The sequence below is a fragment of the Lachnoanaerobaculum gingivalis genome (assembly GCF_003862475.1).
In the GTDB taxonomy this organism is placed as follows: domain Bacteria; phylum Bacillota; class Clostridia; order Lachnospirales; family Lachnospiraceae; genus Lachnoanaerobaculum; species Lachnoanaerobaculum gingivalis.
Genome location: NZ_RRCO01000007.1, coordinates 1 through 12,881, shown reverse-complemented (window position 1 = coordinate 12,881; position 12,881 = coordinate 1). Strand labels below are relative to the sequence as shown.

The following is a 12,881-nucleotide window of genomic DNA, read 5'->3' as shown; positions in this document are numbered from 1 at the left end:
AGGGAGAGAAAATGAGTCTTTTAGAACTTTCAAAAAAGTATGGAAAAGATGAATATAGTCTTTTGAAAGAAAATCCCGGTTTGGAAAATTTGTCTTTCTTTTCATCCCTATCCCTTGGAAACACAGAATGGATAGATATAAAGGGTAAGACATTATTTTTAGGAAGTCAAATAGCTATATTGGATGATTTATGTAAAAAATCAAAAGTATATATTTATGAAGACGATATGGAAAGGCTTGGAAGTGTACAGGCGGTTTTCGGTATTGATATAGAATATATAGCTGATTTTGAGAGCATAAATTTTAATGATTTTGATACAGTTATTGCCTATGGCAGCGATATGGTATCTAAGTTAATGCAAAGAGAAAAGCCGAACACAAAGCTTGTTTTGATATTTGATAATAAATACGGAATGAACTACTTTGAAGAAGAGTTTGGTGATAAAGAAGCTTTAAGCGTAAAAGCCGTAAGAGAATGGGTAGGTGAGCATTCCACATACTATCCATATCCGAACTATAGATATGTATATAAGCTTTTCTCAGATAAGGAGATGCCGGGAGCAGGTGAGCTTTCACAGATAAAGGCATATGATTATCCAAAGTTTGCACTGAAAGATATCGGAGAAAGATTTTCCCAGGCTGCAAAAACAGGAGATTTTGACAGCTTTGCAAACTCATATATTATAGTTGCAGGTGGAACTGAGGAGAATGTCTATATCAAATACAACAGAACCAGACTTCCAAAGTATCAGATAAAGACGGAAATCAGACTTAGAGACGGTAAAAAGTATGTTGTAAAGTCCGCTTTGAAAAAAGAGGGTATTCCACATATTTTGGGTATGTATGACGGCGCAAAGCTTATCAGAAATGACAGTGTAAAAGTCCTTGAAGGCACTCTAAAAAATGCCGGAGAGATAAACTTTCCTTTCGTAAACGGAAAGTCTTTAAGCAGACTTTGTGAAGATTACATTGAAAAAGATATTAACGGGTTTATAGAAGGTGTTAAAGAGTATATTAAAAAGATAGTGGATGAGGATGCTCTTAATCTGGATGCTATATTTGATAATTTTATACTGGACGGAGATAAGCTTACAGCAATAGACTGCGAGTGGATATTTGATGAGTCTATGGACTTTATAAAGGACAGAGAGCTGTTTATAAAATATCGTGCATTACACAGTTTCTATCAAAATAATGCAGATGAAATTCAGAATAAATTCTGTTTAACTGAATCTGATTTTATGGAAAGTTTTTGTATAGATGATATTGACGGAATGGACTTTATCGAAAGGCGATTCCAAGATTATATACATGGAGATTATCAGGAAGTTTATCTTGATAATTACTTTGTGGAGACTGTAAGCCATGAAACTCTAAATGAGGGATTGGTAGCACTCGCCGAATTACCGCATGCAAAGAACAAAATAAATGAGCTTACTGAAATCAATAAGGACAGAGAGCTTGCCATCAAAGAGATGAACAGGCTTAAGACACTTACAGACAATCATGTAAACAATCTGGGTATTATAATAGATAATTTAAGGCATGAGAATGAAGAGCTTGCAAAGACTTTAAATGTTTATAATAACAATCTCTCTATTCCGTTCAGGATAAGAAGAAAGCTTAGTACTGTTTATAATAAGAAATATCCTAAGGGAAGCGTGGAAAGAAAGAAGTTAAACTACAGACTTATGAGTATTTTCCACCCTATAAAGTACTTTAAGTTGACCCATTCGGAACAGGGTAAAAACCTTATAGAGGGTGAATTTAAGATAGGCGATCTGTACAGAGAAAAGGGAAAGCTAAACTTCCCATATGTAGAAAACCCGAAGGTAAGTATTATTATACCTGTGTATAATCAAATACATTATACCTATGCCTGTCTGGTGTCAATCTTAGAAAATACTGAAGGGTTTGACTATGAGATAATTATTGCGGATGATGTGTCCACAGATGCGACAAAGGAAATCGACAAATTCGTAAGCGGACTTGTGATTGCAAGAAATGAAAGCAATCAGGGATTTTTAAAGAATTGCAATAATGCCGCAAAAAAGGCAAGAGGCAAGTATATATTCTTCTTAAATAATGATACAACCGTACAAAAGGATTGGTTGCCATCTCTGATAAGACTGCTTGAGTCTGATGAGAGTATAGGAATGGTAGGTTCAAAACTTATATATCCTGACGGGAGACTGCAAGAGGCGGGTGGAATCATATGGAGTGACGGCAGCGGCTGGAACTATGGAAGATGTGATGATCCGAATAAGCCTGAGTACAATTATGTAAGAGATGTTGACTACATATCCGGTGCCGCAATAATGCTTAGCAGAAAACTTTGGGAAGATATCGGAGGATTTGATGAGAGATATGCACCTGCATACTGTGAGGATTCCGACCTTGCCTTTGAAGTGAGAAAAAGAGGCTTAAGAGTGGTATATCAGCCGCTCAGTGTGGTAACACACTTTGAGGGAGTATCAAACGGTACAGATGTCAACGGTACAGGCCTTAAGAGATATCAGGTGGAGAACAATAAAAAGCTTCAGGAAAAATGGAGTGAGGAATTCAAAAATCAGTATGACAATGTAGGTGTACCGAATGCCTTCAGAGCCAGGGAAAGAAGCAGAGGTAAAAAGGTTATCCTCTTTGTAGATCACTATGTGCCTACCTTTGATAAGGACGCCGGCTCAAAGACCACCTTCCAGTATATAAAGATGTTTATAGAAAGAGGCTATGTGGTAAAGTTCTTACCTGATAATTTTGCAAAGTCTGAGCCATATACTTCCATACTTGAGCAAATGGGTGTAGAGGTATTATACGGCAATGAGATGAGAACGAATATATTTGAATGGATTGAAAACAATCAGTCAAATATTGATATTGCATATCTTAACAGACCGCATATAGCTACAAAGTATATTGATTTCATCAAAGAAAAGACAAATATAAAGGTTATATACTATGGTCATGACTTACATTTCCTGCGTGAAAGAAGAGAGTATGAGCTTACAGGTGATGTGGAAAGAAAAAATGCCAGTGCATATTGGAAGAGTATGGAGCTTGACCTTATGAGAAAGGCAAGCATAAGCTATTATCCTTCAAATGTGGAGGTAGACTATATACATACCTTTGACAAGAGGATAAATGCCAAAGCAATTACAGCATATGTTTTTGAAAAGTTTGGCAATATTGACTACAATCCCGATATCAGAGAGGGTGTACTGTTTGTCGGAGGATTTTCACATCCGCCGAATGCAGATGCATTGAAGTATTTCCTTGATAATATGTGGGATGAAATATATGCACAGATAAAAGCACCGTTTTATATAGTCGGTTCAAATGCTACGGATGAGATAAAGGCTCTTCACAATGAAGCAAAAGGAATTATATTTAAAGGTTTCGTAAGTGAAGAAGAGCTGAAAGAACTGTATGAGAAGGTAAGACTTGTTGTGGTACCTCTAAGATACGGAGCAGGAGTAAAGGGCAAGGTGATAGAGGCCCTATACTACAATGATCCTGTAATAACCACAAGCGTGGGAGCGGAGGGTATAGACAATTCATATAATCAAATGCTTGTCGCAGATGAGCCGGGTGATTTTGTAGAAAAGTGTGTGAAGCTTTATAATGACAAAGAAGCCCTTAAAGCTATGAGTAAGGCGGCAGATGACTATGTAAGGAATAAACATAGTATAGAGGCGGTTTGGGAGATCATAAGGGAAGATTTTTAGAGAAAGAGAGTCTTGGAAAATAAGTTTTCCGAGACTCTTTTTACCTTAAAGAGTTATTTTAATTATATATAATATTCAGATAATTAAAACAATACACACAATTAACACAGATTAAAATAACTATTTAAAGCAAATAATAAAATAAAATAATAAAAATATCAAAAATATAAGAAAATAGTATTGACATAAATAAAAAATCTGATATACTGTAGACATAAACAAAGAGAGAATATATTCTTAAAAGTTTGATGAATGCATATCCACAGGGAAAAAGTAGAAAGACTTTAAAAGTGGAAATTTAAGAAAGAGAGGTACAGTCCAAAGAAAACTTAAGTAATGATTAGACTTAGATCTAATCCGGAACCTATAAGAAGATTGATGAGATAATATATTATTGAAAACTCTAAAAGTTACTATCTGAAAAATCGGTTAGGATAGTACTCATACAGGTTTTATGACGAGAAAGTAGGATTTGAATGAGAGATGGACCGTGTAGATAGATTGATAACAACCATGTATTAGATGTGAAAGGAAGCTTATAGGAGGGGAAAAAATTAAAAACTGAATAGGAACACCTATATAGAATGTCCGGTAGAATCGTGATAGGACATCAAGAATATAGAAAAAAGGTTCTTTATGAAAGCGAGGATTAATCGATGGAACCAGGAATATTTTGAAGAGAGCATTAATGTGAAAGGTTAGTGCTCTCTTCTTTTTATGTAAATGTTGGGACAGAAAGTAAATAAATGAATAGATTTTCTTAATTTAGTTAGGTTTTACTAACTCAATAAGATCGAAGTTTGCTTGCCATATACAAAATATATATATTTTAAATAAATAAATGCAGATTAAAATACAGAAAGTTAGTATATAACTTGTTAAAATAAATTCTGAATATAAACACTTGTATAAAATTAATAAAATATGCAAAAATATATATAAATCTTATAAAAAGCTTTAAAATTTCTTTTTCATCTGATAAAATAAAAACAGATTAAGCGAATGTGTACATTGGCATAGGAACTTATATCAATAGATTATGAGGGAGAAATAAATGAGGAAGAAGACAAAGCTGGCAATACTTGTGGGCGCTATGAGTATTGCAGGTGCAATGACATCTTTTGCCGCAACAGGTTGGCAGCAGGAAAACGGTACATGGGTATACTATGATAAGAACGAAGAAAAAGTATCCCAGAAGTGGCAGCAGTCAGGAGAGTATTGGTATTACTTGGACGATATGGGAGATATGGCTACTGATGCTCTGATTGATGACGGAAACGCTACATATTATGTAGATATCAATGGTGCAATGGTAAAGAACAGATGGGTTGCTATACCGAATACCAATGACTACGATAAAAACGAACCTGATCAGTGGTGGTACTACTTCGGAGAAAACGGTAAAGCGTTTAAGAGAAGTGATTCCGCAACAAGTGATGTTACACTAAAGACTATCAATGGAAAGAAATATGCTTTTGATCTTGAAGGCAGAATGCTTTACGGATGGGTTTCACAGGGTGAAAGATTGACAGATCAGGATGCATGGCAGAATGCAAAGTACTATTTCGGTGATGAGAATGATGGAGCTATGACTACAGGCTGGAGAGAGATACTTGTTCATGACGATAATGCGAGAACAATGGAAGAGCAGCCTAATATAGATTACTGGGATACAGACCAGGTAAGATGGTTTTATTTTAAAGAGTCCGGAAAGAAGGAGATTAACAATCTCAGTAAGACAATCAATGGAAAGAAGTACGGATTTGATGAGTACGGCAGAATGATTGCAAGCTGGTATACAGAAGCTACACCGTCTACAGCGGTTTCAAGATCTGCAAGAGCTGAATACACAGAGAGCTTTATGTACTTCTCTACACCTGAGGACGGAGCAAAGGCTACCAAGGGATGGTTTAAGGTGGTTCCGGGATACTTCCTCAATAAAGGTAAATGGGAAGAGGATGGAACAGCTTGGTACTACGGAGATGGAAAGGGTCATATCAGTGCAAATGAGATAAAGAGCATTAACGGAAAGAAGTATGCTTTTGATGATAAGGGCGGTATGATATCAGGTCTTGGATTATTTGAGATGAAGCTTCTTGATAACGGAAAGTACTCTACTACAGAGTTTGTTGATAAACTCGGTTCAGGAAATAAAACGGTTCCATACAGTACTCAGGAAAAGTTTGTGGATGCTATAGGAAAGATTCATTACAGTGATTTCCTTTCAGGAAAGTATCGCATGATGTATTTTGGAGACGGTAAGGACGGTTCCCAGAAGTACGGAAAGCAGACTGTTAAACTTGACGGTGAAGACAGAACTTTCTATTTCAAGGAAGGCGGATCAAATAAGGGAAGCGGATTCAACGGTATAAAGGATGAAAGACTCTATATTGCAGGACTCAATATAAAGGCTGATCAATATGATAAATATGAGGTTGTTGTAGTTGATAAGAGCAATGACAATCAGCTGGTATACAAGGGAACTGTAGGAGAGCTTCTTACTATGACAGGCTACGTGGCTTCTGTAGAAGAAAAGGACAATAAGACTACATGGAAGATTACAGCTCCTAATTCAAATTATCAGGTAAAATTACTCGGTAACTCAGGAACTATCGTAAAGAACGGTACAAAGAGAGACGGAGAAGACTACAAGATCAAAGTAAATAATAAGGTTATTACAAGCGTAACTCTTGAATAAGAAAAAAGTACAGGCCTGTGCAAAATGCACAGGTCTGTTTTTATGCTCCGAATATTTCTTTTGTTTCTACCTTAAATTCACCATTGTCAGCTACTTCCATTATCATGTAAGTAGGAGTATGTCCGGCCTGTCTGGGATATCCGAGAGAGCCGGGATTTAATATGGTGACGCCGTCAATAGTTTTACAGAACGGTCTATGTGTATGACCGTACATTGCAAAATCACATCCTCTTGAAATAGCCTCATCTTTTAAGATATCTACATTCATACTTACACCGTACTGGTGTCCGTGGACCAAAAGGGCTTTGTGATTTTTTATATTTACTTCCTTTTCTCTTGGAAGCTGTGAAAAGAAGTCATTATTACCCTGTACCATATGGCAGGCGCAGTCAGGTTCAATCATATAGCTTATTTTTGTTTCGCTACTTTCTATATCACCAAGATGGATAAACATATCAAAAGGCTTTTCTTTACCGATTACCTTTTTTAGTATATCATCCATTCTATGGGTATCACTAACAATCAGTATCTTCATAAAATTCCTCTAGCTTTTTCTTCATTGCAATAAGTGCTTTTCCTCTATGACTTATCTTGTTTTTCTCTTCAGGACTTATTTCGGCACTTGTTTTACCGTATTCCGGAAGAAAAAGTATCGGATCATATCCGAATCCGTTTTCACCCGATATGGTATGAGCAATAAGTCCCTCCATACTTCCCTCTGTAAAGACAGTTGTACCGTCATCAAGTATAGCACAGATGAATGCTATAAATCTTGCACTTCTTTCATTACCCTGCGCATTTTTCAGTCTTGATATAATGTTTTGATTTTTTACAGTGTAAGAAGTGTCTTCTCCCATATATCTGGAAGAATATACTCCGGGTTCTCCCCCTATGTAATCTACCTCTAAACCGGAATCATCTGAGAGAACTATACCTCCGGTGATATCCCAAATGGCTTTTGCCTTTATATAGGCGTTTTCTTTAAATGTTGTTCCGGTCTCTTCCACATCAATAGATATACCGGCATCCTTTGCTGATATGATATCAAATCCCGGCAGAATTTCTTTGATTTCCTTAAGTTTATTTTTATTTCCGGTTGCAAAAATGATTTTTTTCATTGTTATTCCCGTCCGGTTCTCTTAGGTGGCTTTGGGCCCATATACTGATAGAACCTTGTCTGCATCATGCCGTTGTATATCTTTCGATTTTTATCGGATTCTCTTCCTATATATTTTTGAGCATCTTCATATGATGTGATAAGATATAGTGACCATGAATCAAGAGCCGCATATCTGTCGCCAAGACTCTTATAAATAGCCGGAAGATTTTCTTTTTCTTCCAATCTTTCACCATAGGGAGGATTTGTAATGATAAATCCGTACTTCTTCGGATGAGAAAGTGATGCCACATCTCTGTATTGTAAATGTAACATATCCATAACACCTGCCCTTGTTGCGTTGCTTCTTGCAGCTTCTACAACGGATTTATCGATATCATATCCCTGTATATCCACATTTGTATCGATACTTACCATTTCTCTTGCCTCTTCGTAAGCATCATCCCAAATTTGCTTGTCTATAAGATTTGACCATTTGCCGCTTAAGAAACCTCTTTTAAGCCCCGGAGCAATATTTGCAGCCAGCATAGCGGCCTCTATTACAAAAGTACCGCTACCGCAGAAAGGATCGACAAGTATTCTGTCTTTTTTCCAAGGTGTAAGCATAATAAGGGCGGCAGCCAAAGTTTCTGTAATAGGAGCTTTGGCGGTCATAGTTCTGTAGCCTCTTTTATGAAGAGATACTCCGGTGGTATCAAGTCCTATTGTGACAATATCTTTATTTAAAGAAACTCTAAGCGGATAATCGGCACCTGTTTCTTCAAACCATTCCTTCTTATAAATCTTTTTCATTCTCTCAACCATAGCCTTTTTGACTATTGATTGGATGTCGGAAGGAGAGAATAGTTTACTTTTAATGGAAGTAGCCTTACTTACCCAGAACCTACCGTCGGCAGGGATATAATCTTCCCAAGGTATAGCGGCAACGGAATCAAAGAGTTCACTAAAGGTTGTGGCTTTAAACTCCGCAACTTTAATCAGTACCCTTTCCGTAGTACGAAGCCACATATTGGCTCTGGCGATGGCTTCGTCATCACCTTCAAAATACACCCTTCCATCCTCTACTCTTGTAATGTCATAGCCTATATCTATTATTTCTTTTTTTAGAATAGCCTCAAGACCGAAGTGGCATGGTGCGTACAGTTCAAATATTTTTCTCAAGTTTTATCTCCTTTAATACATTGCCGTCAAAATCATATATAGAAAAAAGGTCATTATCAAGTATTGCATAGGAGTTTGGGTTTTGTTCCTTTGGAAGTGATGCCGATCCGGGATTTAATATATAAACATCTCCGACTTTTTTTGCGATAGGAAGGTGTACATGCCCGTATATGAATGCACCTGCCTTTGGCAGCTTCGGCAGTCTTTCTTCTCCATAAACATGCCCGTGAGTTATAAAAAAATAAATGTCATTAAAATTTCCGATACAATAATCGGATTGCATTGGAAATTCAAGTACCATCTGATCGACCTCTGAATCGCAATTTCCTCTTACCGCAATAATGTCATCTTTAAATTCATTTAGCATTGCAAAGACTTCCTTAGGGCAGTAGTCCTTTGGCAGATCGTTTCTTGGACCGTGATATAAGAGGTCACCGAGCAGTATAAGTTTGTCGGCATTGCTTTCTCTATACTTTTCTATTATCTTTTTTGTATAGAAAGCTGAGCCGTGTATATCGGATGCAAAAAAATATTTCATAAATAAAAGGTCTAAGACCTAGTCCTCCTGTTGTCTGAATTCTACATTCTGTGTAGCGGCATCCATAGAATCAATTATTGCAAGTGATTCCAAATGGAAACCGAGATTTCTTATAGTACGTCCACCGCTTTGGAATCCTTTTTCTATTGCAATGCCGATGCCCTCAACTGTTCCGCCCGACTCATTTACTATAGAGATAAGTCCCTGCAGTGCACATCCGTTTGCCAGAAAATCGTCAATAATAAGAACTCTGTCATCAGCACTTAAAAATTTCTTTGATACTATTACTTGATTTTTACATTTGTGTGTAAAGCTTTCAACTTCTGCGGTATACATATCACCGTCTATATTGATGGATTTTGATTTTTTGGCAAATACTACAGGAACTCCGAATTCAAGTCCTGCTATTGCGGCAATACCTATACCTGAGGATTCTATTGTCAAAATCTTGTTTATATTGTGTGAAGCAAATTTTGACTTAAACTCTTTAGCCATTTCTAAAAAGAGTTCCACATCCATTTGGTGGTTTAAAAAGGAATCAACTTTTACTACATTACCTTCTTTGATTACTCCATCTTTTCTGATACGCTCTTCTAATAACTTCATGAAAATCCTCTCTTTTTGAAAATACACAACAAATGCTTACACTAACGTGTAAGCATTAGCAACTCAAGTGCTAATTTCTCATTAATATTACCTTTTTTTATAGCTTCTTCCAACTCGATTGCATTTTTGACATAGGATAAAAGCAATGCCATGTCAAAGCCTCGGGCTTGACGCATAAGATTTTTAACTACATAGGGATTAAGCTTCAGATTTGATGCTATATCCTTTTCATTAAAACCTGCAGACATCAATTCCTTGATTTGCAAAAGTTGGTTAAACTGTCTTGTGATAAGAATCATTATTTTTAGTGACGGCTCTTTTAAAGCGACCAGGTCTTCATATATATCCAACGCCTCTTTGATTTTATTGTTGGTAATCATTTTTACCAGCTCAAAGATCCTGTTGGTAAGACTGATGCTTGTTATCGCTACTATATCTTCCTCTTCTATAATATCTTTGTCAAGAGTATAGGAAAGTAATTTATCCAATTCGCTCTTTATTCTTTCCATATCATTTCCAACTCTGGCAATAAAAAAATCCATGTTGGAAACAGTGATTTTTTTGCCGGATTTGTTTATGATATTTCCTGCCCAATTTTTCAGCTCATCATCTGTAGGATGATTGAGTTCTGCGATATATCCGATATCCTTGACCTTTTTGTAGAGTTTTGAACGCTTATCGATTTCTTTTTCTACAAAAATGATTTTTGTACTATCGGGTTTATCTGAAATATAGTTTAAAAACTTATCGTTTCCGGATTTAAACCATTGGCTTTCTTCTATAAGAATACATCTGTATTCTGAAAAGAACGGAAGCGTATTGGCAAAGTCAATAATAGCGTCTACATCTATCCCCTTTCCTTCAAAATAGGCATAGTTCATTTGGTCATCACCTACCATAGCCATTTTTAATCTTTTTTTATAGCTGTTTTTTAAAAATTCATCATCACCTGATAGTACATAAATGCCTTTGAATGTGGAATTTTTCAAATCATTATTTAATACTTTCATGAGGGTGATTATAACATGAATAGAAAAAAGTCACCAGTAAAAAGTCGTTAAAAATATTGTTGACACGAATTTAAAAGTTTGGTATTATATCAAAGCTGCTTAAAACAAGCAGAAAAAGTTCAAAAAAAACATCAAACAAATTTAAAAAAGTTGTTGACAAGGTAAAATGAACTTGATATAATAGCTAAGCTGTTTTAAACAGCAAAGCAACATGAACCTTGATAATTTAAGATTAAACAGTACACACAACCCTGAAAATAACTTGATTATTTTAATAATAATCGATGAGATTTCAGATGCATTTTTCACTTGATGAAAACGAGCGAAAGCTTGTTTCATATCTTAGTGAAAAAGTAGTTCTTCGTACGAGTGAAACGAGTGCGATAGAACAACCTTAAAAAACAGTAGATCTGTGAAAACAGATGCAAGCTAGCGAGAAGGCTAGATTAAACTTTTATATGAGAGTTTGATCCTGGCTCAGGATGAACGCTGGCGGCGTGCTTAACACATGCAAGTCGAACGAAGCTGCCTGGAGGAAGTTTTCGGATGGAATTTAGGTAGACTTAGTGGCGGACGGGTGAGTAACGCGTGGATAACCTGCCTTATACAGGGGGATAACGGAGAGAAATTTCCGCTAAGACCGCATAAGACCACAGCACCGCATGGTGCAGGGGTAAAATATTTATAGGTATAAGATGGATCCGCGTCCGATTAGCTAGTTGGTGAGGTAAAGGCCCACCAAGGCGACGATCGGTAGCCGGCCTGAGAGGGTGAACGGCCACATTGGGACTGAGACACGGCCCAAACTCCTACGGGAGGCAGCAGTGGGGAATATTGGACAATGGGGGAAACCCTGATCCAGCGACGCCGCGTGAGTGAAGAAGTATTTCGGTATGTAAAGCTCTATCAGCAGGGAAGAAAATGACGGTACCTGACTAAGAAGCCCCGGCTAACTACGTGCCAGCAGCCGCGGTAATACGTAGGGGGCAAGCGTTATCCGGATTTACTGGGTGTAAAGGGAGCGCAGACGGCAATGCAAGTCTGAAGTGAAAGGCGTGGGCTCAACCCATGAACTGCTTTGGAAACTGTATAGCTTGAGTGTCGGAGGGGTAAGCGGAATTCCTAGTGTAGCGGTGAAATGCGTAGATATTAGGAGGAACACCGGAGGCGAAGGCGGCTTACTGGACGACAACTGACGTTGAGGCTCGAAGGCGTGGGGAGCAAACAGGATTAGATACCCTGGTAGTCCACGCAGTAAACGATGAATACTTGGTGTCGGTGAGGTAAACTCATCGGTGCCGCAAGCTAACGCATTAAGTATTCCACCTGGGGAGTACGTTCGCAAGAATGAAACTCAAAGGAATTGACGGGGACCCGCACAAGCGGTGGAGCATGTGGTTTAATTCGAAGCAACGCGAAGAACCTTACCAAATCTTGACATACTCTTGAATAGTTTTGTAATGAAGCTAGACCTTCGGGACAAGGGATACAGGTGGTGCATGGTTGTCGTCAGCTCGTGTCGTGAGATGTTGGGTTAAGTCCCGCAACGAGCGCAACCCTTGTCGTCAGTAGCCAGCAGTAAGATGGGCACTCTGACGAGACAGCCGGAGATAATCCGGAGGAAGGTGGGGATGACGTCAAATCATCATGCCCCTTATGATTTGGGCTACACACGTGCTACAATGGCGTAAACAAAGTGAAGCAAAGCCGCGAGGCCAAGCAAATCACAAAAATAACGTCTCAGTTCGGATTGTAGTCTGCAACTCGACTATATGAAGCTGGAATCGCTAGTAATCGCAGATCAGAATGCTGCGGTGAATACGTTCCCGGGTCTTGTACACACCGCCCGTCACACCATGGGAGTCATCAATGCCCGAAGTCAGTGACCTAACCGAAAGGAAGGAGCTGCCGAAGGCAGGGAGGATAACTGGGGTGAAGTCGTAACAAGGTAGCCGTATCGGAAGGTGCGGCTGGATCACCTCCTTTCTAAGGATAAAAGTAGGGGTTGTGAGTACTGTTTAGTTTT

The 12,881-nt window shown here is 37.9% G+C and carries 8 protein-coding genes and 1 rRNA gene; 3 read left to right on the top strand and 6 right to left on the bottom strand.

All coding sequences use genetic code 11. The features are described from left to right. Positions 1-11: 11 nt before the first annotated feature. Both EHV10_RS12905 and EHV10_RS12900 read left to right on the top strand, forming a co-directional pair. Entirely contained in the window at positions 12-3,725 is a 3,714-nt protein-coding gene (locus tag EHV10_RS12905) for a glycosyltransferase (protein ID WP_128675010.1), read from the top strand. Between the two features lie 1,054 nt (positions 3,726-4,779). Beyond that, positions 4,780-6,423: a cell wall-binding protein gene (locus EHV10_RS12900; RefSeq protein WP_128675009.1), complete on the top strand. Its 1,644-nt coding sequence runs from the start codon at positions 4,780-4,782 to the stop codon at positions 6,421-6,423. Between the two features lie 40 nt (positions 6,424-6,463). Here the strand turns inward: EHV10_RS12900 and EHV10_RS12895 are convergent, their stop codons facing one another. Genes EHV10_RS12895 through holA form a run of 6 tightly spaced genes read right to left on the bottom strand, consistent with a single transcriptional unit; the run spans position 6,464 to position 10,855 of the window. Then, entirely contained in the window at positions 6,464-6,958 is a 495-nt protein-coding gene (locus EHV10_RS12895; RefSeq protein WP_128675008.1) for a metallophosphoesterase family protein, read from the bottom strand. Further along, positions 6,939-7,541 (bottom strand): RdgB/HAM1 family non-canonical purine NTP pyrophosphatase, encoded by a 603-nt coding sequence (rdgB, locus tag EHV10_RS12890; protein ID WP_128675007.1) that lies wholly within the window; start codon positions 7,539-7,541, stop codon positions 6,939-6,941. The genes EHV10_RS12895 and rdgB overlap by 20 nt, the downstream gene beginning before the upstream one ends. 2 nt (positions 7,542-7,543) lie before the next feature. Beyond that, complete coding sequence (locus EHV10_RS12885; RefSeq protein ID WP_128675006.1) at positions 7,544-8,701, bottom strand: THUMP domain-containing class I SAM-dependent RNA methyltransferase; 1,158 nt, start codon at positions 8,699-8,701, stop codon at positions 7,544-7,546. Beyond that, entirely contained in the window at positions 8,685-9,239 is a 555-nt protein-coding gene (yfcE, locus tag EHV10_RS12880; RefSeq protein WP_128675005.1) for a phosphodiesterase, read from the bottom strand. The genes EHV10_RS12885 and yfcE overlap by 17 nt, the downstream gene beginning before the upstream one ends. An 18-nt stretch (positions 9,240-9,257) precedes the next feature. Beyond that, positions 9,258-9,845: a xanthine phosphoribosyltransferase gene (locus tag EHV10_RS12875; protein WP_128675004.1), complete on the bottom strand. Its 588-nt coding sequence runs from the start codon at positions 9,843-9,845 to the stop codon at positions 9,258-9,260. 41 nt (positions 9,846-9,886) lie between these two features. Continuing rightward, positions 9,887-10,855 carry a DNA polymerase III subunit delta gene (gene holA, locus EHV10_RS12870; protein ID WP_128675003.1) on the bottom strand — a complete coding sequence of 323 codons (969 nt, stop codon included), beginning with the start codon at positions 10,853-10,855 and terminating at the stop codon, positions 9,887-9,889. Positions 10,856-11,309: 454 nt separating this feature from the next. Here holA and EHV10_RS12865 point away from each other — a divergent pair. Continuing rightward, positions 11,310-12,841, top strand: a 16S ribosomal RNA gene (locus EHV10_RS12865). Positions 12,842-12,881 lie beyond the last annotated feature (40 nt).